19 protein-coding genes are annotated in these 24072 nt (G+C 45.8%); 8 read left to right on the top strand and 11 right to left on the bottom strand.

Annotation, left to right across the window (positions count from 1 at the left end; translation table 11 throughout):
• Positions 1-128 precede the first annotated feature (128 nt).
• Positions 129-1466, bottom strand: coding sequence for a magnesium transporter (locus ACXAGV_RS15160; RefSeq protein WP_474873964.1), 1338 nt, complete (start codon positions 1464-1466; stop codon positions 129-131).
• An 86-nt stretch (positions 1467-1552) separates the two neighbouring features.
• Positions 1553-2065 (bottom strand): thioesterase family protein, encoded by a 513-nt coding sequence (locus ACXAGV_RS15155; protein ID WP_474873963.1) that lies wholly within the window; start codon positions 2063-2065, stop codon positions 1553-1555.
• A gap of 213 nt (positions 2066-2278) precedes the next feature.
• Between ACXAGV_RS15155 and recQ the strand changes: the two genes are divergently transcribed.
• Positions 2279-4120, top strand: a complete 1842-nt coding sequence (recQ, locus tag ACXAGV_RS15150; RefSeq protein ID WP_474873962.1) for a DNA helicase RecQ — start codon at positions 2279-2281, stop codon at positions 4118-4120.
• A gap of 85 nt (positions 4121-4205) precedes the next feature.
• Here the strand turns inward: recQ and ACXAGV_RS15145 are convergent, their stop codons facing one another.
• Positions 4206-4874 carry a glutathione S-transferase gene (locus tag ACXAGV_RS15145; protein ID WP_474873961.1) on the bottom strand — a complete coding sequence of 223 codons (669 nt, stop codon included), beginning with the start codon at positions 4872-4874 and terminating at the stop codon, positions 4206-4208.
• Positions 4875-4979: 105 nt separating this feature from the next.
• On the opposite strand from ACXAGV_RS15145, the gene ACXAGV_RS15140 reads away from it, so the two are divergent.
• The 4 genes from ACXAGV_RS15140 to ACXAGV_RS15125 all read left to right on the top strand — a co-directional run bounded on the left by ACXAGV_RS15140 (position 4980) and on the right by ACXAGV_RS15125 (position 10665).
• Positions 4980-5297, top strand: coding sequence for a hypothetical protein (locus ACXAGV_RS15140; RefSeq protein WP_474873960.1), 318 nt, complete (start codon positions 4980-4982; stop codon positions 5295-5297).
• A gap of 147 nt (positions 5298-5444) precedes the next feature.
• Entirely contained in the window at positions 5445-8285 is a 2841-nt protein-coding gene (locus tag ACXAGV_RS15135; protein ID WP_474873959.1) for an EAL domain-containing protein, read from the top strand.
• Positions 8286-8417: 132 nt separating this feature from the next.
• Positions 8418-9032 carry a GTP cyclohydrolase II gene (ribA, locus tag ACXAGV_RS15130; RefSeq protein WP_014947836.1) on the top strand — a complete coding sequence of 205 codons (615 nt, stop codon included), beginning with the start codon at positions 8418-8420 and terminating at the stop codon, positions 9030-9032.
• 184 nt (positions 9033-9216) lie between these two features.
• On the top strand, positions 9217-10665 hold the full coding sequence (locus ACXAGV_RS15125; RefSeq protein WP_474873958.1) for a DUF3300 domain-containing protein: 1449 nt from the start codon (positions 9217-9219) through the stop codon (positions 10663-10665).
• A gap of 112 nt (positions 10666-10777) precedes the next feature.
• Here the strand turns inward: ACXAGV_RS15125 and ACXAGV_RS15120 are convergent, their stop codons facing one another.
• Complete coding sequence (locus ACXAGV_RS15120; RefSeq protein ID WP_474873957.1) at positions 10778-11650, bottom strand: ATP-grasp domain-containing protein; 873 nt, start codon at positions 11648-11650, stop codon at positions 10778-10780.
• Positions 11651-11821: 171 nt separating this feature from the next.
• Between ACXAGV_RS15120 and ACXAGV_RS15115 the strand changes: the two genes are divergently transcribed.
• Both ACXAGV_RS15115 and ACXAGV_RS15110 read left to right on the top strand, forming a co-directional pair.
• Positions 11822-13303 carry a methyl-accepting chemotaxis protein gene (locus ACXAGV_RS15115; protein WP_474873956.1) on the top strand — a complete coding sequence of 494 codons (1482 nt, stop codon included), beginning with the start codon at positions 11822-11824 and terminating at the stop codon, positions 13301-13303.
• 38 nt (positions 13304-13341) lie between these two features.
• The gene (locus ACXAGV_RS15110; protein WP_474873955.1) at positions 13342-13860 is read left to right on the top strand and encodes a DUF6436 domain-containing protein; all 519 of its coding nucleotides are present in this window, start codon (positions 13342-13344) and stop codon (positions 13858-13860) included.
• Here ACXAGV_RS15110 and ACXAGV_RS15105 read toward each other — a convergent pair.
• The 6 genes from ACXAGV_RS15105 to ACXAGV_RS15080 form a co-directional block, all read right to left on the bottom strand.
• Positions 13857-14840 (bottom strand): histone deacetylase family protein, encoded by a 984-nt coding sequence (locus ACXAGV_RS15105; protein ID WP_474873954.1) that lies wholly within the window; start codon positions 14838-14840, stop codon positions 13857-13859. The genes ACXAGV_RS15110 and ACXAGV_RS15105 overlap by 4 nt on opposite strands.
• The gene (locus tag ACXAGV_RS15100) at positions 14830-16677 is read right to left on the bottom strand and encodes a GNAT family N-acetyltransferase (protein ID WP_474873953.1); all 1848 of its coding nucleotides are present in this window, start codon (positions 16675-16677) and stop codon (positions 14830-14832) included. The genes ACXAGV_RS15105 and ACXAGV_RS15100 overlap by 11 nt, the downstream gene beginning before the upstream one ends.
• A 237-nt stretch (positions 16678-16914) precedes the next feature.
• The gene (locus tag ACXAGV_RS15095; RefSeq protein ID WP_474873952.1) at positions 16915-17412 is read right to left on the bottom strand and encodes a YqiA/YcfP family alpha/beta fold hydrolase; all 498 of its coding nucleotides are present in this window, start codon (positions 17410-17412) and stop codon (positions 16915-16917) included.
• 58 nt (positions 17413-17470) lie between these two features.
• A complete protein-coding gene (locus ACXAGV_RS15090) occupies positions 17471-20569 on the bottom strand; it encodes an efflux RND transporter permease subunit (protein ID WP_474873951.1) in 3099 nt (1032 codons plus the stop codon).
• Between the two features lie 21 nt (positions 20570-20590).
• Positions 20591-21736, bottom strand: a complete 1146-nt coding sequence (locus ACXAGV_RS15085; RefSeq protein WP_474873950.1) for an efflux RND transporter periplasmic adaptor subunit — start codon at positions 21734-21736, stop codon at positions 20591-20593.
• Between the two features lie 309 nt (positions 21737-22045).
• Entirely contained in the window at positions 22046-22717 is a 672-nt protein-coding gene (locus ACXAGV_RS15080) for a DNA-J related domain-containing protein (RefSeq protein ID WP_474873949.1), read from the bottom strand.
• Between the two features lie 162 nt (positions 22718-22879).
• Between ACXAGV_RS15080 and ACXAGV_RS15075 the strand changes: the two genes are divergently transcribed.
• A complete protein-coding gene (locus ACXAGV_RS15075; RefSeq protein ID WP_474873948.1) occupies positions 22880-23596 on the top strand; it encodes a DUF1499 domain-containing protein in 717 nt (238 codons plus the stop codon).
• Positions 23597-23722: 126 nt separating this feature from the next.
• Here ACXAGV_RS15075 and ACXAGV_RS15070 read toward each other — a convergent pair whose 3' ends face one another.
• Positions 23723-24040, bottom strand: a complete 318-nt coding sequence (locus tag ACXAGV_RS15070; protein WP_334058715.1) for a DMT family transporter — start codon at positions 24038-24040, stop codon at positions 23723-23725.
• Between the last annotated feature and the right edge of the window lie 32 nt (positions 24041-24072).

Raw genomic sequence — 24072 nt, 5'->3', positions numbered from 1 at the left:
ATGTAACAGGCGGCATAACCAATAAAAAGCCCACCAAATACATTAATTCAGTGGGGCTCTAAATGCGTACGACACTTATAGGCTAGACGGGGTCTGCAGCCGGAGTAATTTTTTTAGAAGAAGCTGTTTTAGAGAAGAAAGAGTGTCCCTAAACCTAAGAATGCCACAAAGCCTACGATGTCAGTGACGGTAGTCAAAATGACCGACCCCGACAATGCTGGATCTATTTTCAGCTTGTCCAATATTACAGGCACAAACACGCCTGCAAGTGCGGCGGCTACAATGTTGAACAGTATGGCCAAACAAATAACCAACCCTAACATGGCATCGGTAAACCAGAAATAAGCAACAACGCCAATTACCAAGGCCCAAATTACGCCATTAACACCACCAACCTTTAGCTCTTTCACCATGAGCGCCCGTAAGTTAGCCGGCGTGACCTGCCCTAACGCCAAGCCACGTACAATCAGGGTTAGTGTTTGACTACCTGCAATACCTCCCATGCTCGCCACCACTGGCATAAGTACCGCAAGGGCAACCACTTGTTGAAGCGTGCCTTCGAACAGTCCAATAAACCACGAGGCTAAAAATGCAGTAAGCAAGTTAATGCCAAGCCAAAGGGCACGATTTTTCGCACTTTTCGCCACAGGCGAGAATAAATCTTCGTCCTCGTCCATACCGGCGGAAGCCATTACTTGGCGCTCGTAAAACTCGTTTACCAGCTCACTCGCCGAAGTCACATCTAATCGGCCAAGTAATTTGTTGTTCTCATCAACTACCGGCAACGATGCTAGCCCAGAACGTTGAACAAGTAGCGACGCATTCATGGTGTCGTCAGCCCCTTGGATCGTCGTTACGTTTTCTTCCGACAAATCGAATAGCGACATGTGATCTTGCGCATTGAAAAGGTGGCTAATTTTAACCAACGCTGAAAATTGACCTGAGCGATTCACCAAAAAAATACTGTCACAGTGCTGAGGTATATCACGCCTTAATAAGCGCAGCCCTTCGCGTACTTTCGCGTTCGACGGCAGCACTAACTGCTCGTGGTTAACCCAGTGCCCTATTTGGTTATCAGGGAATTGTGTGGCTTCTCTGAAGTACTTTCGTTCTTTAGAATCAAGTGATTCATAGGCCATATCGACGAGGCGTTTTGGCAAAGAGTCGAGTAGCTCTAACAGGTCTTCTGCATCAATATCAGCAAAAATAGACGCCCATTCGTCGTGCGGTGTATTGTCGATAAGAATTTCACGGGGATCACTACGCATCTCAACCAATACGTCGAGCTTGCGGTCGCGAGGAATGCCTTCCCATACCACCAAACGTTTTTCTACAGGCAGTGATTCTAAAAGAGATGCAATGTATACCTCGTCTTGTCCGGCTAAAGCCGCCAACAAGGTCGCCGGATCGTCACCCATACTTTCGGTAACAATCTCTTCAATTAAATCTGGTAATGGCTCTGCCATGCTACACCTCCCGTTAATACCGCTCACTTCCTTTACACAACGTAACAACAGGCATTGTGGAATGATGCAAACCTATTTAGACATTGCTATCCCAGCATATACGTACCCGTGCCAAAGGCTATGTGATCGCCTTTTTCGTTGTGCAATTCCATTCTACAAACCACTAATTTACTGCCCTTGCGTATAATTGTGGCTGTCGCAACAAAGCGCTCGCCTCTTCCAGGCCTTAAGTAGTCAACGCGCATATCGACCGTGCCCATGGTGGGCAATCTAACTTGAAGGTCCGCAAGGTGTTCACGTGCGGTTTGTTTGATGGTTTCTACAATGGAAACTAAACCACCGATGGTGTCTAGCATAGACGCTGTTACACCGCCGTGTAGGATTTTTTGCATTGGATTGCCGGTCAGCGCTGGTTGCCAATCAAGGTGCAGGGAGATCTGCGTATCCAGCCCCTCTCCTTCAGTAACAAATTCCAAGCCCAGCAACTGGTTGAACGGCATAGTATCACGAAAAAGCGCAATTACATGTTTAATCATTAATTCATGGTTAAGTGTTTCGCTGCCCTTAGCTTCGTCTTTATTAGTCGTTTTCTTATCCACTCGCTTTCCTTGATGAATTGATATTTGTATTGTGCTTGTAAGCAACATTACTACCGAACGTAAGTTTGACGGAAATTCATCCAACCAATGATGTTGAATCAAAATAAATTATAAGAGCTGCTGCCCCTCGGATCAGGACTATCGCTGAATTTTAGTCTAGTTTTTTAAATTGCCCCGTGAAGACGTCGCCAAAAACGCGTAAAATCCAGCGCCATGACAACTGCAATAGCCCCAACAGAATCAGCGCCAGAAACGCAACGTGTAAAAACACCAGAAACTGTCTTAAAAGATGTATTTGGTTACGATGCGTTTCGCGACGGTCAAGGCGAAGTCATTCACCAAGTATGTGAAGGTAAAGACGCACTCGTTTTGCTTCCAACAGGTGGTGGTAAGTCGCTGTGCTACCAAATTCCTGCATTAGTACGCCCCGGCACTGCTATTGTTGTTTCACCGCTTATATCGCTTATGCAGGACCAAGTAGAACAACTTAAAGCGCTGGGCGTAAAAGCCGCCTATCTCAATTCAACGCTAGAAGCAGACGAACAAGCGCGCATAAATGACGCACTGCAAGCTGGGAAGCTCGACTTGCTGTACGTGTCACCTGAGCGTTTAATGCGGTACTATTTCCAGCAATCGCTAGCCCACGCCGACATAGCCTTATTTGCCATTGATGAAGCCCACTGCGTTTCCCATTGGGGGCACGATTTTAGGCAGGATTATCGCGCTTTGGGTCAAATAAAGTCTCGTTTTCCCACTATTCCTGTCATCGGCCTAACGGCTACGGCAGATTCAGCGACACAAGCAGACATACTGACGCAGCTAAACCTTAACAACCCGCTGGTTTATAAGGGTAGTTTCGACAGGCCCAACATTCGTTACCGCGTAATGAGCAAGTACAAGGCTTTCGACCAAGTTGTTGCTTACGTAAAGCAGCAGGAAGGTAGCGGCATTATTTACTGTAACAGTCGCGCGAAAGTCGACGACCTGCACGCTAAATTATTCAGACAAGGCTTTCGTTGCGCAGCATATCACGCAGGTATGGATAACGACGAGCGAGAGCTAGTACAGCGCCAGTTCCTTAACGACAAAATTGATATTGTGGTGGCCACCGTTGCCTTTGGCATGGGTATTAACAAATCGAACGTGCGTTACGTGGTTCACCACGACGTTCCGCGCAGTGTCGAAAGCTATTATCAGGAGACCGGCCGAGCTGGGCGAGACGGTCTGGAGTCTGAAGCTTTACTATTGTTTGATGAAAAAGACGCAGCCCGTGTAAAACAGTGGATAGAGCAAGGGGAAATAGCCGAGCGCAATCAAATAGAGTTACAAAAATTTGCGGCTATGGAAGCTTTTTCAGAAGCACAAACCTGTCGACGGCAAGTACTGCTGAACTACTTCTCGCAGTTCAGCGATAGCGCCTGTGGAAACTGCGATATCTGCCTAGACCCGCCTAAAATGATCGACGGTTTAGTCATTGCCCAAAAAGTACTGTCGTGCGTGCTTAGGCTCTCGCAGCAAGCCTCTAGTCAGTACGTCATTGATGTGTTGCGAGGCAAGCAGCTTCGGCGCCTTCAGGAAGCAGGTCACCACCAGCTTTCCACGTACGGCATAGGTAAAGATAAATCGGATAGCTATTGGCACAACATCATCAACCAGCTTGTTCATAAAGGCCTTATACGCGTTGATATTACCGCTCATGCCGCATTGCGTTTAACTGAAGCAGCTCGGCCTGTGCTAAAAGGTGAAGTCGCCGTTCAGCTTGCCGTTCCGCGACTTGAATTTAAGCCCGACAAGAAAAAAGCCAAACAAGCTCCAGCTAACTACGACAGAACCTTATTTACTCGTCTTAAGCACTTACGCAAAGTGCTGGCAGAAGAAAATGAAGTGCCGCCGTATGTGGTATTTAGCGATGCCACCTTAGTAGACATGGCGTGCAAACTTCCTACTACGCGCAACACCTTGCTTGATGTAAGCGGCGTAGGCCAAACCAAACTCGAGCGCTATGGTGAGGCTTTTATCCAGCTTATTGATGATTACATAAATCGAGAGCACTGAGGGCTTGCAGGCCAACTAGATTCTGTTTTCCAGCTGGCCGCAGGGTTTGCACAAAGTAAATGTACACCCAGTAGAAATAAACACACTAAGCGTAAGCGTACTCACCGCCTTTCTCTAGCGCTGCTTTGTAGGCTTCTCTGGCATGAACCCGCTTAACGTAACCTTGAATAGCAGTAAATTCTTTCGCACGTCCGCTGGCCACCAATGACTCTAACGGAAAAATCATTTGAACATCAGCCCCACTCGGTGCATCACCGGCAAACCAGGTGTTCTTAGCTAGGTAAGATTCTACATAGCGCAAACTCTGCGCCAAATTAGGCCCATAGTAGGCATTTAGAATACCGTCTATCAGTTTGTTAGTAATTGGCTTAATAAAGAAAGGCTTCGAACCTTTTTGACGCGCTTTCTCCAGCACCAAGTTTGCTACTAGTGGCGGCATTAATGAGCCTTCAGCGAAATGTAGCCAGAACCAATACTGTTGGAGCGCTTCTGGATCTTGAGGCACAGAAAATGCGTCAGTAGCGTGATGGCGAACAAGGTATTCCACAATAGCACCAGACTCCGCAATGGCACCGTGTGGCGTAGTAAGCACAGGAGAGCGTCCTAGCGGATGAACAGCACGTAGCGAATCCGGCGCTAGGTTCGTTGTACTGTCTCGTTGATAGAATTCTATTTTATACTCTACGCCTAGCTCTTCAAGAAGCCACAAAATTCGCTGCGAGCGAGAGTTATTTAAATGGTGAAGTGTTAGCATACCTCGTCCTTAATACGCTTAGTTTAACGCTATTGTTTTTGTGTTGTACTATATACACTTTTTAAACCAAGCGGGTTTACTAAAGCCAATAAATTGTTAACTTCTATGCAAAAACTTACAAAAGAAGACATTCTACAACACGCCCTTGTTAACGAAGGCAGCCTAGAAATTCGCACTGCGCTACCCGCTACCCCACTTAAAACTCAACAGTGGGTGGAACAGTTTTGTGCTTTTTTTAATTTCAAGCTTTCAGAAACCGATTGGGGAGCCGACCGGTTTCAGGCAGTGATCACGGCAAACAAAGGTGATACAGATTTGCAATGTATGCTTTGTATAGAGTGGCTTTGCGAAGCAATATGGCTGGAGCCTATGGGTGTGCAGCAGTCGCCATCAGCAATTTTTAACTACCTTTTGCAAACATAACACTTGAGTTATCACTGTACGTTGGGTTTGGCTTTTCGTTACAACTAGTATTATTCTAAGAAAAGCACCCGAGGGATAAGAGGGCTTAACAATACATACTTCGCCTTTACAAACATCCTCTTACTATGTGGTACAAGGAATTAACGAGTGGTAATAGCCCGGCTATTTAAGTACGTATCAGCATTGCTCATCAGTTGGATGTTGCTAAGCGTCAGCGTTTCGGCTAGCAGTCAGCTTACCGTTAACGAATCCTTTGAGCGCCAGATTATTAATCTCCATGCGCGTTTGTCTGTCGCCCCCACTAGCGCCACATATTTTGATGTTTTACATGGTAACACTAAAGATACTTCAGCCAACGCCTCTTTTTCCGATGAACGCATATGGTACTCCACCGAACTCGTTCATACGGGCTACAGCCCTATTCCACTGGTGCTTAATGTTGACCGCTTAAATGTTGACGATTTACAGATATTTCTACTTGATAGCAGTGAACGAATTATTAAGTCCTATCGTTATCAAGCAGGAAAAGGTGACTATTCTTTAAGGCAGCCTCTTCCTAATATAAGACTGGCTTTTACCCTTCAGCCGTATCAAGACGCTCGCTTATTGATTGCGGTAAAAGATAAAGGATTAAAGTACTTTCCAATCACCTTGTGGGAAAGAGACTTACTCGCACAGCACGACACCAACATGCTTACCTTGCTCGGCGCGGTAACGGGCATCATGGCGTTGATTGCGCTCTATTTCCTGTTTTCCTATCTGTATCAGCGCATTGCCACTCGCTTTTGGCTTACCATGTCGTCGCTTGTCCTTATCGCTCTGCTTTTTATAACCGCGGGAGGGGTAGCGATTTGGCCTAGCCTGACCAACGGTAGTGAACATTTTTATGCGGTTTGTTTTGGTATATTGTTATTATGCATTGCAAAAGTAACGCACCACCTATTTGCCCGCATCCCCTTTGTCTTGCGCGCGTTAAATTATTTTGTACCTTTCATAGCAACCCTTTATTGCTTTACTGTAAATGCCTATACCACATCCATTACGCTACTGATATTAACCGCTGGAATGGGGCTATATCACGTCTTACTGGCCTTGGTGTTTAAGGATAAAGGCAGCCGTGCAGTCAGCATCACCTATATTCTCGCCTGGCTTTCCTTTTACGCATTCTACGCACTAGTGACGCAGAACTTATTCAGTAATTTGGTTTATACCGTCGATGTTGCTATCGGTATGCTCTTCTTTCTTACTCTCGGTTTTCTATGTTTTGGTTTTGCCGTCATAACTAAAGAAGAAGTGTTAAATCAACGCCAGCTTTCAACCCAGGCAGAAACGATATCAAGCTTGAATCACTTCTATGATTTATTCCGGCATTCAGCCGAAGGGCACTATACATCCACATGGGATGGAAAGCTCATTTCAGTAAATCCCGCTATGTGTAAAGTTTTTGGCTACGACAATGAAGAAGAGATGCTTGCCGAAGCAAAGAACATAAAAGTGTTCTACGCCAGTGTGGAAGATAGGCAAATTTTACTCGGCGAGATTTCGCAGCAAGGTCACGTTACCGGCAAAGAAATACGAGGCAAGCGCCGCGACGGTAGTGAATTTTGGTTTTCTCTATCGTGTCAAATTCGAGAAAATGACGAAGGCAGCTTTTTGTACGGCTCTATCATAGATATCACTGAAAAGAAGCAGTCAGACTTAAGCCTGCATTATTTAGCTACTCATGACTCGCTGACTGGCGTTTACAACCGACGTCAGTTTGAATCTATGTTCAAAGATAAAGTCGTCAACGCAAGCGACACACCATTGTGTTTACTGTTTTTAGATCTCGACAGGTTTAAGGTGGTCAACGATACCTGCGGCCACAAAGCTGGGGATGTGCTTATTAAAGATATTGCCCGCTTGATTGAGAACACCTTGCTTTCAGACGCACAGCTAGGTCGCCTTGGCGGCGATGAATTTGGCGTTATCTATTCAAACATCGATACCGACGCCGTTTACTTAAATGCCGTAAAGATCCTCAACGCTGTCCAAGCTTATCGGTTTATGTGGGACAACCGTATTTTCAACTTAGGCGTGAGCATAGGAATGGTGGTTTGCGACGATACGGATGTCGAACCGGGTCAGTATTTAAGTATGGCCGATGCCGCATGTTACTTCGCTAAAGAACAAGGAAGAAACCAGGTTCATAGATACAACAAAAATGATGAAAGTATGCAGCGCTACCAGCGCGAGCTCGATTGGGTATCTTCGATAAACAACGCGTTAGAAGAAGGTCGCTTCGAGCTTTTTTATCAATCGCTAAGACCATTAAGTAAAACCAGCGACGGGCACTACTACGAAGTTCTGCTGCGTCTTAGGGAAAAAGACGGGCAGCTTGTGGAGCCTGCCAATTTCTTACCCACTGCTGAACGATTTGAAATGAACGTGAGCGTAGATAAATGGGTAGTCACGAATACGTTCAAATGGTTGTCTGAAAACCCTGAGCATCTTGCGGAATTAAAACGATGCAGCATTAACCTTAACTGCCACTCGCTAGCAGATAGGGATTTCACTCTGTTTATTCTCAATGCATTCGAAACCTTTAATATCCCGCACAACAAAATATGTTTTGAGGTTATTGAGTCGGTAGCCATCATTAAAATGGAAGTCACTCTTGCCTTTATGCGTACCTTTAACCGTCTCGGGTGTTCTTTTGCCCTCGACGACTTTGGCAGTGGCTTCTCATCGTATAATTATCTTAAAAGCTTACCCGTGAGCCAGGTAAAAATTGACGGTATGTTCATCAAAGATATGCTAAATGATAGCGTAGATACGGCTATGGTTGCCTCTATTAACGACGTGGCCAAAGCCATGGGTATGCAAACTGTTGGTGAATTTGTAGAAGATGAAGGCACCATGGCACAGTTAGGCAAGATGGGCGTTGATTTCGCCCAGGGCTACGGTGTTGCTAAGCCCGCGCCTTTACGAGAATTTAAGCCCCTCTGATAATTATCTCTGATACATCCTTTGCGAAAAAAGTGATAGCACAAACGTCAACTCGCGTATAATAAAGTGGTAGACTTGCAAAAATAGAAGTCGTCCCCACTTATTGCCCACTGTTCAAAGTGTAGAAGTAACATGAGTAGCAAACAGCCTAAATACGAATATGTCAGTACCGCAAAATTACCCACAAGAATGGGTGATTTTAAAATACACGGCTTTGTTGAAGCCAGTGGTCAGGAGCACGTTGCCCTTTCTTACGGAGAGTGGAAAGAAGATGACGTAGTGCCTATTCGTATTCATTCAGAATGTTTAACCGGTGATTCTTTATTTAGTACCCGCTGCGACTGTGGTTTTCAGTTAGAAAAAGCCATGCAAAATATCGTAGATAACGGTCACGGTGTATTGCTTTACTTGCGCCAAGAAGGCCGCGGTATAGGTCTTTTAAACAAAATTCGCGCTTATAACCTTCAAGATAGCGGCATGGACACCGTTGAAGCGAACGAACACCTTGGTTTCGACGCGGACCTTAGAAGTTACGACATTTGCAAGCTCATGTTAGACACCCTTAATGTTAAACACGTGGAGCTAATGACAAACAACCCTAAGAAGCTTGCAGCATTAAAAGCACTGGGTATTGATGTTGTAGCAAGAAAGCCGATAGATCACGGCATTACGAAAGACAACAAACACTACCTTAAAACGAAGACAGAGAAGCTTGGTCACGCCTTCGACCCGCATGTTTTCAAATAGCTAGAGACATTGGCGAAGCCCATATAAACTAGCATTCATTATTTTCTAAAAAGCGCCCACTACAACAATGTGGGCGTTTTCTATTCAGCTTCGGTTAATTATCGTTCGAGCATAATGTATACAGACTTACCACATTGCGCGTAAAAAGCAGCAGCTTTGTAACATAGCAATGTAAGGAGAATGTATGAAAAACATAACCTTTTCGATAGTTATAGCGCTGTCCAGTGCGCAGGCGCTGCCTGTACTTGCTCAGTCGAATACAAACCTTGCTCAGGTTTCGTCTTCAGCCCAGCAGTATTCTGATGCCGAATTAGATAGTGCACTTGCGCCCATTGCCCTTTACCCCGATACACTGCTTACCCATATTTTAATTGCTTCTACCTACCCTTTAGACGTAGTTGCAGCCGACCGCTGGCGTCAAAGCAATAAGCATCTAACGCCTGAACAAGTAGAGGGTGTATTAGATGGCGTAAGTTGGGACCCGAGCGTAAAAGCACTCGCGCCATTCACCGAGCTACTTAATACCTTGGCCAGTGATCTTGAGTGGTTACAGCAGCTTGGCGACAATGTACTTATTGATCAAAGTCGAGTGTTAGTTCGTGTTCAGGTGCTTAGGCAGCATGCCCATAACACAGGTAATTTGGTAACTAACGACTACATTGAAGTTGAAAGAGAACGTGAAAGCAGTCGAGAAATTATTTATATAGAGCCGCGCCAGCGAGAAGTGGTATATGTCCCATATTACGACCCACATGTTGTATACGGCAACTGGTGGCACCCAATCTCTCCAATTCGCTGGAGACATCATGTAAGCTACCATCACCATAGCAATGTATATTGGTCTCCCAGTGTACGCCTTTCTACTTTTTTCTTTTTTGGTAGTGTGCACTGGCACAACCGTCACGTAGTCATTCACCGCGAGCCCGTGCGCCGCTATTACCACGGTAGCCCACGTAAACGCGTGGTAAGTCGTGACTATCGCCGTTGGGAGCACAATACAGTGCATCGCCGAGCACGTTATTCTAATCGCGTGGTTCATAGTGCGCCTGCACGCTATGAGCATGCTGGTGTGACGCGCGCACAACATGTTTCCAATAAACATATTAGAACGGTCAATCGCCCAGCGCATAACGACAATAAGCGCTCAGTTAGCTCTGTAACACGTACCAATAATGCTAAACCGATAAAGCGGACTATCGAGCCGAAACAAGTAACACCGTTAAGAGAAAATCGCTTTCAGAACAAGCAAGATTCTGTGAAGCGCAAACAGTCGATAGAGCGTGCGCTGAAACGAAATCAAGCGGTGGCTAAAAATGAAAAGCCGTCGCGTAACAACACACTTAAAGCATTGAAGCGTGACAAGCCGGCTAGAATAACGACTTCGCCACAGTCCCAGAGGTATGTTAACAAAAAAGGCGCAGTGCAGCGTTCTGCCAAGCAAAATGTCAATCGCCAACGGATTGAACGGACGAGCCCACAACACCGTTCAGTTGCTCGTGAAAGCAGTAAACCTAGGCGTGTTGAACGAGCGTCCAACAATAAGTCGGTAAAGCAGCCTCAGCGAGAAAGACCACAAAGGCAAATATCTCGGGTGGAGCGCAGCGTTTCAAAAGGAAATAGCTTTAAACACTGATTTTGAGAACTTAACTTGCGTTGAACACTAGCCTTTACAAAAAGAGGGCAAGGATGGTTAGTTATATAGCGGCTTGCAGATTCAGAGTTTGCATGCCGCTTTTTTTATTTGGTCACTGCGCAGACGCGTGAAATCTCACTAAAGCCTCTACAAAGCGAAGTGGAGACTGGGGGTCAAGGTTGAAATACAGCGAAGGTTCAATGAGCTCAAGCTCCATTATCGCCCAGTTGTTATTCTGTTTCACCAAATCAACCCGCGCATATAATGCGTCACAGGGCATAGCTGCCAGTGCTTTTTCAGCGACAGCCAATTGTTCACTGTCTACGGTTATAGAGTGCAAGCTGCCGCCATGCTCTTCTTGCACGCGAAAATCGCCTTTTTGTGGCACTTTCTTAATGGCATGGCTGAACTCACCACCGAAGTAAAATAATGAGTACTCCCCTTCATCAACAACGCTACTTAAGAAAGGCTGGATCATGAAATCTCGCTGTAGAAATGTATCGTAGAGCACTCTTTCCTTCACATGCCAGTCGGCAGCGGAAAGCTTAAAGGTATCGTCAGCATTAGCACTAAGCGTGGGTTTAATCACCACAGTGTCACAGCTAAAATGCGCAAAAGCTTCCTCTATAACACCGTTGTTGAACTCGCTCCCCCACATTGTTTCGACAATAGGAACCCCGTTGCTCTGTAAGTCTTTAAGGTAGAGCTTTTCAATATTCCACTTCATCAAGGACAACGGGTTTAATAACACCGCACTCGACGTATTAATACCTTCTAAACACGCTAAAAAGTCTTCAGCGTGCTGCTGATAATCCCACGTGCTGCGAACAATAACATAGTCAAACTTATCCCAATTCGACGAGTCGCTATGCCATGAGACCGTTTCAACAGACCACCCGCGTTTTTCGAAAAACGGAATTAATAGTTCATCGTAAACAAAAAAATCTTCAAGATTATCGGTAGACAAAAAAGCGATAGCTGGCATAACAGAATCCTTAGCTTACACGGGTTTTGGCGCATTAATTTTTTGTAATAATTGAAGTATCTATACCAAAGTAAAATAGCGTAGAAACCACGATTTGCTTACACTTAGCCGAAATTAGCACACCTATAATTTTTAACCTACACTTAATCTAAATAACCATCGGAGATCGGCATGCAGTACCCTTGGCTCCTTGAAGGTCACAAAATTTTTCGCGTTGTGATTGTTATACAATTACTCATTGCTGTAGCGATTGGTGTGTATATAGGTGAACTTTTACCTGCGTTTATCTTAGGTGTTCCTATTGCAGCTTTGCCACTTGTACTCAGTCTTCAAAACCCTTACTCAGCGATAAGCCGCCATGCTATGGCAATCGGCGTTCAATTGCTAACTGCGCTTCATATTCATCAATCTTTCGGTTTAATCGAAGTCCACTTCGAGATTTTTGTCCTTCTTGCTTTTCTTTCTTATTTCAGAGACTGGAAAGTGGTTGCAACAGGGACTGCGGTTGTAGCAGTTCATCATATTTCGTTCTTTTTTCTGCAGGCAGGCGGCGCGCCAGTAATGATTTTTGAAGAAGGTCATGTTGCCTTTAGTATTTTGCTTATGCACGCAGCTTTTGCATTAACAGAAGGTGGCGTATTGATGTACATGGCTAAGCAAGCCCATCAAGAAGGTGCAGGCGCCGCCGAACTACGCTTGGCCATTGAAACCATGCAGCAGACTGATGGCAAGCTCGATTTGTCCGTTGAGCTAAATCGCGGCAATAAAATAGTCAGGCCTTTCGCTGAACTTATTGATCAAGTGAAATCTCTCATCGAGCTTGCTTCTAACTTGACTGATGAAGTGGTAAAAGGGGCTTCAAATATGGAGTTAGCAGCTAATAACATGTTTGAAATTAGCAGAAATACTGACCAAGAACTTGCCATGGTGTCGGCATCGTCAGAAGAAATTGCACAAACTATGCAGCTTTCAACAGAGCAAACTACCCTTGCTAGTGATAAAGCGTCGGCAGCGCAAAGTGCCTCCCAGTCTACCCGCGACTCTATTTCTCAATCCAGTAAAACAATAGACTCGTTGCGCAACACGCTAAATGCTGCGGCGCAGACTAACTCGGCTCTTAACGAACAATGTTCACATATTTCTGACGCCATGCGCTCTATCACTGCTGTGGCTGAACAAACTAATTTGCTTGCACTGAATGCTGCCATTGAATCAGCTCGCGCTGGCGAACACGGCCGCGGTTTCGCCGTGGTAGCCGACGAAGTGCGCACCCTGGCGATTCGCTCAAAAGAAAGTGCAGACCAAATTACTAGCATTACTGAACAGCTAGTAGCACAAACCGCCAGTTCGGTTGATCAAATGCAAACCTGTATACAACTGGTCGATGAAGCTGTTGTTTCAAGTGATAGTGCCACCTCGGCCATGTCAGAAATCATGCAGCAAATCCGCGAAGCCAGCGAAAGTATGACTGAGATTGCCACCTCTGCTGTGGAACAGGAAACCGCGTCAGCTTCCATTGCGCAAAGCACCGCGCGATTGAGTGAACTTACTTCTGAAGAGCTTGCTACCGCTGAGTCGCTTGCAGGTGAAGTTGAAGTGTTGTCACAAATTTCTCAGCGTATGCGCAGCGCAATTGAACGCTTTAAGCTGTAAACACAAATCTTAAAGCGCAGTCGAAAGCGTTTTATCTCATGCATAAAAAGGCTAGCTGGCTGCTACTTATATTATGGGCTACAGGGCTGCTCTGCGCCCTATTAGTATATGGCCAGCGTCAGCTATCAGACTTCGACCCTAACGGCGAATTGCTGCACCGCACTACTGCGCCAGACTTTGACGCCACCCTCGTTGCAATTTTAGAAAAACAGGATATCCAACCAGGTTCTATCATTCATGTGGGACTTCAGTCCCGCTGCTATTGCGACACGCTAACAAAACCACACCAGTCTCAGTTGCTAGCAAAGATCGGGGATGACTATCACCAAGTCAGGTTAAACGTAGAAGATGTGCCTCAACTAGCGGCTATACTTGAGGCCGTGCCGGCCCTTATCGTGATAGATAAACAAGCGCAACTTCGCTATCTAGGCCCTTACGCCACAGGCTATGGATGCTTTACTGGCAAAAACCTCGTCGAACAGGTGGTAAGCTACACCACGCAGCATCCCTATGCAGGTGCCGTTATTAACACAGATGCTACAGGTTGTTTCTGCTAAATCACTGACTCACCATTAGGACGACTCATGCCTTTTAGGTGCGCCACCACACTGCGACCCAATGCACTTAAATCGTAACCGCCTTCTAACATACTGATGATACGACCTTCGCAACATGCATCAGCAACGGCGCGAAGTTGTTGGCTTACCCAAAAATAATCATCTTCCACTAGGCGTAGGTGAGCCATAGGGTCTTCAGCGTGAGCATCAAAGCCGGCGGAGATAAAGATCAGTTCAGGCTGAAAGTTGCGTAAGGCTTCAAACCAGTGCTGCACTTTTTCTCGAAAAACGTCTCCTGTTGCGCCTGCCTCTAGCGGCACTGAAAGGATATTACTTGCTGATACCGGCGAGCCACTGTGTGGATAGAAGGGGTGCTGAAAACTACTGCACAACATTATGCGCTGGTCGCCAGCTACAATTTGCTCGGTACCATTTCCGTGGTGCACATCAAAGTCGACAATGGCTACCCGTTTTAGCTCGTAGTTTTGAAGTGCGTAGCGAGCAGCTATAACAATGTTATTAAAAATACAAAATCCCATAGCGCTATCGTATGTCGCATGGTGTCCTGGTGGCCTAGTGGCACAAAAGGCTTGCCGGTCATTGCCTTCCATTACCCAATCGACAGCATTACACCCCGCTCCTGCCGACTCAAGCGCAGCGTTTAGGCTGTGGCGCATTAAACCTGTGTCTTCATCTAACCACGCCACGTTGTCTTTGTTTTCTGAATAGAGGGTTTTTTCGTGGTCGTTAAATATAGATTGAGCCGCATGCTCAAACACACTTTTTACATAATAAGGGTCGTGCGCTAGCTTCAGGTAGGCTTCAGCAATAGGTGTGGCGTCAGCATGCTCGCACACCATATCGAGTCCTGAAGAAAGTAATTGGTCGTCAATAGCAAATAAACGGTCTGGCGATTCGGGATGGTCTTTGCCTAAATCGTGTTTAGTGCCGTGCTTGCCACGAAATATTTTAATTGTCATGCAGTGATGCCACGTCTAGTACTAACTCTATATCACTGGGGTCGCCAGTAAATCTTCGTTTAAATTTGGCTTGTTCAAAAATAGCGATCATGGGGCTGTTATCGCCACGCACATAAGCCATCATTTTCGCAATGCCTCTTATTTTTGCTACCGTGATAAGCTCGTTTAACAAGCGGCTTGCCATGCCTTTTCCTTGCTGGGTTTCCCGAGTAACGAAAGCAGCTTCGCAGGTATTGTCGTTTGGGTTGTAATAAAAACGCCCTACTGCGTGAATAGTAATGCGCGAGCCCTCTTGCCTGACAATACACAGCGCTGCATCAGAGCTTTGATCTACCGATACCAAGTTACACGACTTTTCACGGGACATTTGTTTTGGGTCGTAGTTGTAGCGCAGCCTTAATGTTTCTTTTGTATGGGAATAAAAGAATTCTTGCAGCCGCCTTTCATCCGCTGGATTCAGTGGGCGCATGTAAAACGTCTCGCCTTGTATATTGAGCTTTTTAAGCTGAATAGCCCCTAGTTCGGGAATATCTGTGGGGTACTTTTCTTGATAATGAGGCACCCAGTAATGCTGACGCACTTCTTCTAATAATGCGGCACGGAATTTAGGGTGGGCCACGCGAATAAGCTCTAACGCACGCTCTCGAATGCTTTTCCCTTTAAGCGATGCTATACCGTATTCGGTAACTACATACTGTACATTACCGCGTGAGGTTACCACGCCTGCGCCTTCGCTTATACGCGGTGTAATACGTGAAATAGTTTCGTTTTTTGCGGTAGAAGGAAGCGCAATAATGGCTTTACCGCCTTTACTAATCGACGAGCCAGTTACGAAGTCAACTTGACCGCCTATCCCGCTATAAAAGTCATAGCCCAGTGAGTCAGCTACCACCTGCCCGGTTAAATCAACTTCAAGGGCACTATTTATGGCAACCATATTATCGTTTTTAGCAATGTTAGTCGGCTTGTTGACATAGCTACTCGGGTAAAACTCAATGTGCGGGTTACTATCAATCAAATCGTATAGGTTGCGTGTACCAATGGCAAAGCTGGTAACAATTTTCCCGGGGTGGAACGTTTTCTTTTTATTCGTAATAGCGCCAGACTCTAACAGTTCAATAATACTGTCAGTGAGCATTTCACTATGAATACCTAAATCTTTGTGGTTACACAGATATTTCAGCGTGGCGCTGGGTATTTTTCCAATACCAAACTGAAGCGTTGCGCCATCATCCACCAGCATAGATACATACTGACCAATTCGTTCTGCCACCGAATCAATGGGCGGCGGCGTAACTTCAACCAAGGGCTCTTCGGCTTCTATGCACGCCGTAATTTCACTGATATGAATATAGGAATGTCCTGAAGTTCTTGGCACCTGAGGGTTAATCTGAGCAATGACTTTTTTGCTTTGCCTGATGGCAGACATGGCAATATCTACCGCAGGGCCTAGCGAGCAGTAGCCGAACTCATCAGGAGGACTTACATTAACTAGCGCAGCATCTAGCGCCAGCGTACCATCGCTAAACAAGCTTGAAATTTCAGAAAGGAAAACAGGGGTGTAGTCGGCGCGGCCTTCGTCAACGGCTCTTCGCATGGCCTCACCACCAATGAAAAACGTGTTGGCTTTGAAAAGGTTCTTATACTCGTCTTTTACCCATCGGGTGTCGCCTAAGGCCAACATATGCACCAGTTCAATGTCGCTGACCCCTTCGCTATTGTCAATCAGATGCTGTACCAGTGCGTGCGGTACTGCCGCATTTCCCCCGACAAAGACACGACAACCCGACTTTATCAGCGACGACCATTGCGGCGCTTGAGGTAAGTTAAATGCCATTTCCTTCTGCCCCGTGTTAAGCAATGCCCCATCATGCCATAAATATGGGTAATTTTATGTATTAACCCTCACCTGACTATAAGCGATTAGTCTTACCTTACAGAACAAACCAGTAGTAACAAAAAAGCCTACTCATTAATAAGTAGGCTTTAAACACTGGCGATCTTTTTGACGCAACAAATATTACGCGGGTAGCACCGTTTCAAACGGTCAGTTCCCTGTGCGTAACACTATTCACTAGTAGCGGAACTTCTCCAGCCAATTTCTGAAAAAGGGGGAAATCACTGATTTACTGTTAGCTAAGCGATGACCATCGTTAAGCAATAACAATTGCGCTTTTTGGTGACGTGCATACTTAAGGCTGTTTTCAATAGGTACGATGTCATCATTCCAACCGTGCACCAAGCTCACATAACCATCGTACGGGAAGCGTTGAATCTTGTAGTTGGGTAAGTAAAGCGCAGGCGCCATCAAAAATACGCCTCTAGCAGAAATCTGACTGGCTGCAGCAAGTGATACATAACCGCCCATGCTAGAGCCTACTAACACAACGTCATTACACTTTTCAGCGATGGTTTTTTTTAATCGCTCTAAACGGGCTTCGGGGCAGTCGAGATCTTGATAATCGATACTCTCAACACCAAAGCCCATATCGTTCGCTACATTCGAAAGCGTGGTTATCTTACTGCCCCATGGCCCGCTTTCTTTACCGTGAGAAAAAACAACCGTGGTCATTACCAATATCCCTATGTAAAAAATGAAAATTTTTTCCCCACTTTAGCGTACTTATTCGTTACTTGTCTTCCTTATGGAATAGTTTTTCTACCATAACGTAAAACATGGGAACGAAAAATATGGCTAAGAAGGTCGCAGCAAACATGCCGCCCATCACCGCAATACCAATAGCATTTTGGCTTGCAGCGCCTGCGCCACTGGCAAGTGCTAGAGGCGTAACCCCTAAGATAAACGCCATAGACGTCATCAATATTGGGCGAAAGCGCTGAGATGCCGCATTAGACACAGCAGTCATCAGGTCTTCACCGTTTTCGTACTGCTCTTTAGCAAACTCTACGATAAGAATGGCGTTTTTCGACGCTAAGCCTACGGTAGTTAAAAATGCGACCTGCAAATACACATCATTCGGTAAATTAAAGATAAAGGCAGCGGTGACCGAGCCCAATATTCCTAGTGGAACCACAAGCATTACCGCAAAGGGTACCGACCAGCTTTCGTAAAGAGCTGCTAAGCATAAGAATACAACCAATATGGAAATGGCATACAGCATAGGCGCCTGAGACCCGGCCTCTTGTTCTTCATAAGATAAGCCTGACCACTCAATGGCAAAACCAGCCGGCAGCTGTTCCACCAGCTTTTGCATTTCAGCCATGGCTTCACCTGACGATACGCCTTCTGCCGCGCTACCCTGAATATTAACCGAAGATAAGCCATTAAAACGCTCTAACTTGGGCGAACCGTACACCCACTCGGTTGTTGAGAATGTACTGAAAGCTACCATTTCTCCGTCGCTATTGCGTACAAACCACTTATCTAGGTCTTCTGGTGTCATACGATGAGGAAGGTCCGCCTGCATGTATACCCGCTTAATTCGCCCTTTATCAATAAAGTCGTTCACATAGCTTGAACCCCAGGCAATTTGCAGCGCGTTATTGAGCTCACTTAAATTCAAGCCAAGTGCCGATGCTTTTTCGCTATCAATGTTGATTTTGAATTGGGGCACATCACTTAAACCGTTAGGACGGACACCCGCCAATTTCGGGTTTTGCGCCGCCATACCTAACAGCTGATTACGGGCATTCATGAGAGCTTCATGTCCGTTACCACCTCGGTCCACCAGCTGCATATCAAAGCCCGTGGCATTACCTAATTCCATAATAGGTGGCGGCACAATCGGAAATGCTGATGCATCTTGAATCTGACTAAATGCGCCGAAAGCTCGGTTCATTACAGCAAAGGCCGAGTTACTCTCGTCACGTACACTCCAGTCATTGAAGTTTAAGAACGCCATACCGGCATTTTGCGCTTGCCCTGCGAAGCTAAAGCCCACTACCGCAAACATACCGTTAACGGCTTCGCTCTCTTCTTCAAGAATGTAGTCTTCCACTTGCTTAATGGATTCGAGCGTACGACCCGCGGTAGCGCCTGGAGGTGTGCTTACCAATACCATCATTCGACCTTGGTCTTCATCTGGAAGGAAGGCACCAGGAAGCTGACTGAAGATAAACACCATCCCGCCAACAAGTAAGCCGTATACAACGAAGTAACGCTTAAAACGCTTCGCCATGTGGTTAGTCGTTTTCTGATAGCGGTCACGCCCTTTGTTAAACGTGCGGTTAAACCACCCAAAGAAACCTTTATTTTTATCGTGATCCTCTGAGTGCTGTTTCAATAACGTGGCGCATAAAGAAGGCGAGAGTACGATAGCCACCAACACAGAGAACGCCATCGCTGAAACAATAGTTACTGAAAACTGACGATAAATAGCCCCGGCTGAACCACTAAAGAACGCCATAGGGATAAAGACCGTAGATAGTACCGCGGCAATGCCCACCAGTGCGCCGGTGATCTGCGTCATCGATTTCTTTGTCGCTTCAGCAGGCGGCAAGCCTTCTTCTTCCATAATCCGCTCAACGTTTTCTACAACAACGATAGCGTCATCAACAAGTAGACCGATAGCCAGCACCATGGCAAACATGGTCAACACGTTAATACTAAAACCAAAGGCCAGAAGCACCGAGAAAGTCCCAAGTAGCACAACAGGTACGGCGATGGTGGGAATAAGCGTTGCGCGCCAGTTTTGAAGAAACAGCAGCATCACTAAAAATACCAACACAACTGCTTCAATAAGTGTATGTACTACCGACTCTATAGAAAGCTCGATGAAAGGCGAACTGTCTACAGGGTAAACCACTTTCACTGTATCGGGTAGGTTTGAGCGCAGCTCTTCAACGCGAGCTTTTACTGCTTTGATAGTATCTAGCGCGTTGGCACCAGACGCTAGGCTTATCGCCATGCCCGATGCGGGCTTGCGATCATAACGAACAATAACATCGTAACTTTGTGCACCCAGCTCTACTCGGGCCACGTCACGCACACGTACCTGCGACCCGTCTGTGTTCACACGTAGCACGATATTTTCAAAATCTTCTACAGTTTGAAGCCGGCTTTGCGCCTGAATAGTAGCGTTAATTTGCTGGTTTTCGATAGCTGGTAACCCACCTAACTGACCTGCTGAGACATCAGTATTTTGAACCTGAACTGCGGCCTGTACATCAGTTGGAGTTAGGTTGAAGCTGTATAGCTTGTCTGGGTCTAGCCAAATACGCATAGAGCGCTGCGCCCCAAAAACCCTTACGTTACCTACGCCGTTTACTCGAGAAATAGGATCCTGAAAGTTTGAAACTAGCATGTCACTCAGATCATACTGCGTCATCGAATCGTCTTCAGAATAAAAGCCTACGGCTAGCGCAAATGCACTGTTTGCCTTGGTAACGGTAACCCCTTGCTGCTGAACCTGCGTTGGCAGTAAGGGTAATGCGCCCTGCACCTTATTTTGCGTTTGTACCTGGGCGATATCTGGGTCTGCACCCGGCTCAAACGTCAGCGTAATTGACATGCTGCTGTTAGAGCTACTTGCCGAAAAATAACGGAGATTATCGATACCCGTTAAGCTTTGCTCAATGACCTGCGTTACCGAGTTTTCAACGGTTTCTGCAGAAGCACCAGGATACGTTGCCGAGATAGTGACCGACGGTGGCGCTACCTTCGGGTATTGTTCAATGGGGAGTGAGGTAATCGCCAACACACCTGCCATCATTGTGATAATTGCCAGCACCCATGCAAACACGGGCCTGTCTATGAAAAAACGAGCCATATTACTTAAACCCCTTGTTTGCTATCGTGAGCCACGTGATGAAGGTTGCCATTCTGATGGGTTAACTTTGGCGCCAGGCTTTACCTTCTGGTAGCCAGTCACAATGACTTGTTCGCCTTCGCTCACGCCATTGAGTACAACGTACTGGTCGCGGTATATCTTGCCGATTTCTAAGGTTCGACCCTCTACCTCATTGTTTTGGTTCACTACATATACAGAGAGCGAACCGTCTGGCTGACGCGTAGTAGCTCGCTGGGGAACAAGAAGCGCGTTCTCACGTCCTGTAATAACGTGGCCTTTTACAAACAAACCAGGAAGCAACACACCATCAGGGTTTGGCATTTCGGCGCGAAGGGTAACCGAGCCGGTAGATTCATCTACGGTCACTTCTGAAAATTTCACGCTGCCTGTTTTTTCGTAACGCTTGCCAGTGACTTCATCTACAGTCAGCTCAACATCCATTGAGCCTTGTTTACGCATAGACTGGCGAAGTGTAATAATAGATGCGCCAGATTCCTGCATATCAATATAAACAGGGTCTAACTGAGTAATAGTGGCTAACTGCTGTGCTTGGTTAGTGGTAACCAATGTACCTTCGGTAACATATGAACGGCTAATTCGACCGCTTATGGGCGCGTAAACCTTGGTATAGCCCATATTAACTTTAGCAACATCAACTGCCGCTTCAGCCACACTTATCGCTGCTTGCGCTTGCTCTTTTTGCGCAATAACATCGTCATATTCTTGTTTGCTCACCGCATTTTGTGCAACAAGATCATCGTAACGTCGCGCCTTAGCTTCCAGCGTTTTCAAATTTGCTTGCACACTCTTTAGATCAGCTTTGGCACTGTTTAGCTGTGCCATGTAGCGCGCTTCATCTATTTGATATAGCTGCTGCCCTTTTTCTACATGAGCGCCTTCTTCAAACAAGCGCTCAGTGATAACACCATCCACCTGAGGTCGCACTTGCGATTGGCGAGACGGACTTACTCGCCCTGGCAACACCATTTCATGTACTACAGGTTGCTGTTTCAGCGTAACTACCGACACCGATGGTGCAGGCATACCTTGCTGAGCACCTTGCTGTGCTTGCTCGCCTTCATTCGAACACCCAGTAACACCTAATAGTGTTATTAGTGCTGCAGTAACATAAAAAATGCGACTCATAAATTTTCTATTTCCCAATAACTTTCACATAGAACGCGATTTGCGTTCTATACGGATAAATTAAACGTAAGTTTTGCTTCCAATGCGCCGATTCATCCTAATCCTATAACTTAGGCGTGAGGACAATCGGAAAAGACGTGGCATAGTTAAGCGATCATTGATACGAATCTACGCTCTTATAGGTCATATTGTGCGCATTTATCACATACAAGAAAAGTCAATGAAGCTGAAGTTACCGATGTTGTCGGTCAATTACCGAAGCCTTTATACATTATGCAAATAATACGAAGTTAAACGCCAATACACGTTCTATTTAAACGAATAATAACGGCTAAGGGTTTGATAGGCGTGTATGACTGACTGTGCCTCTTGTTGCGTTCCACCTTTATCTGGGTGAGCAGATTGCAGCGAGCGTTTGTAGACACGTTTTAACTGCAGCAGCGTGACAGGCTCGTTCAGGGAAAGACCAAGCAAAGCATGCGCTTTTTCAATATCCCCTTGCGTATAGCTGCCAGTATCTCCCCTCAACATTTTTTGCCAAAACGCGTTTAGCAGAGTATCGACAGTATCACGATCAGCTTCTTCAAAATTTCCCCAGTCGAGATAATACGTTGCAAGTGGGTCAGGATTATCTAAAGCCGTAGCACTTAGTTCATCATTGCTTTGCGGCAATTGACTCTCGTTAAACAGGTTTAGCTTTATACCAAGTGCGTGGATTTCTAACATACCTTCGCTTTGTTTTATCCAATACTGCCTCAACTGATACAGTGCATTAAATAGAACAAAATGCGTTTTAAAAAGCATTAGCGGGTCTCGCAAAGCATCTTCATCAAAAAGCTGATAAGGCGGTTTTTTTAATAACTCAATAAGCGCATATTCAGAAATACCTTTTATAAACAGCACTTTTTGCGTCGACAAAACATCAACAAGAAGTTCAGCTTGCAATGCATGTGTATTGCTGTCGTCCGGTTGTGTATTCAAACCTAGTACCTATTAACTATCGCCGGTAGAAGAAGATAAACCAAGCGTACAAATATGTCGCGTGCGGGCATAAATGAATTTTGTTTGTCGAAAGTAAACCAAATTACCGCTTTCACTGTTAAAGTAGGTTGGTCAAACTAAAATAACAACCTTGGAGTTCCCTTGAAAGCACTCATTGCCCTTACCAGTATTGTTGGTTTTTTAATGGTGGTGTTACCCGGACCGCTATATCAGTACGCTGGTGTTAGTTTAGGTACTGCATTCACCTCACTTCGCTTTGGCGTCTATGTAGGTGGCGCGGCGTTAATACTAATTATTCTGCAAGTATTGATTAATCGTAAAAGCGTTAGCTGGGGTAGTACATTTATATGCGCTGTTCTTGCTTTAGTAGCCGTTGGCATGCCCGTTAGCATGATGAGTAAAGCGAGCGCCGTTCCTCCAATTCACGACATCACCACTGACGTAACAAGCCCACCTGAGTTTGTTGCCATTGCACCACTTCGAGAAGGCGCACCAAACTCCATTGCCTACGAAGGTGGTGAGGTAACCAAACAGCAGCTTGAGGCTTATCCTGAAATTAAAACTCAGCTACTTCCTCAACCTATAAATCAAGTTTACATGGCTGCAGAAAAAGCCGTTGTAGCGCTTGGGTGGGAACGAGCAAGTGAAGGCGCACTACCTAATACGGTAGAAGCAACCGATACTACAGCTTGGTTCGGCTTTAAGGACGACGTAGTCATTCGATTAACAGCCAAAAGCGATGACACCCTTGTAGATGTTCGCAGTAAATCGCGAGTAGGTAAAAGTGACTTGGGTAAAAATGCTGAGCGAATTGAGACTTTCATGGCTGAACTAAGGAACCAATTGGGCTATCACTAAACCAACCTGAAAAGCTCAGCAAATATATAAAAGCCCTACAATGAATTGCTGTCGGGCTTCTTCTTTTTATCAATCTATCGAATGGGCTAAACACAGCCATCCAAGCCAGATTTCGGTTTTGTTGTACTAGTGCGCGAGTTTGAGCACCACTACACCGGCCACGATAAGCGCCACGCCGAAGTAACGCGCTAATGAAGACGGGTCGCCGTAAAACATCACCCCCACCAAAAACGTGCCCGCTGCACCTATACCCGTCCATACAGCATACGCTGTACCTATGGGAATTTGCTTTTGTGCCATCCAAAGACAAAAACCACTGGCAGCCATAAAGCCAATGGCTAGCAGAATTCCCATAACACGGGTTTCTGCTTCTTGCGACATTTTAAGTCCCACGGGCCATCCGATTTCCAGTAAGCCCGCAACAATCAAATAAATCCAGCTCACTTATGTATCCTTAAAAACAGCATGTTTGGCTT

This window comes from Alteromonas sp. ABH4_453 (genome assembly GCF_056160665.1).
The sequence above is the reverse complement of the archived record's forward strand: the minus strand, read 5'-3'. Positions and strand labels throughout refer to the sequence as shown.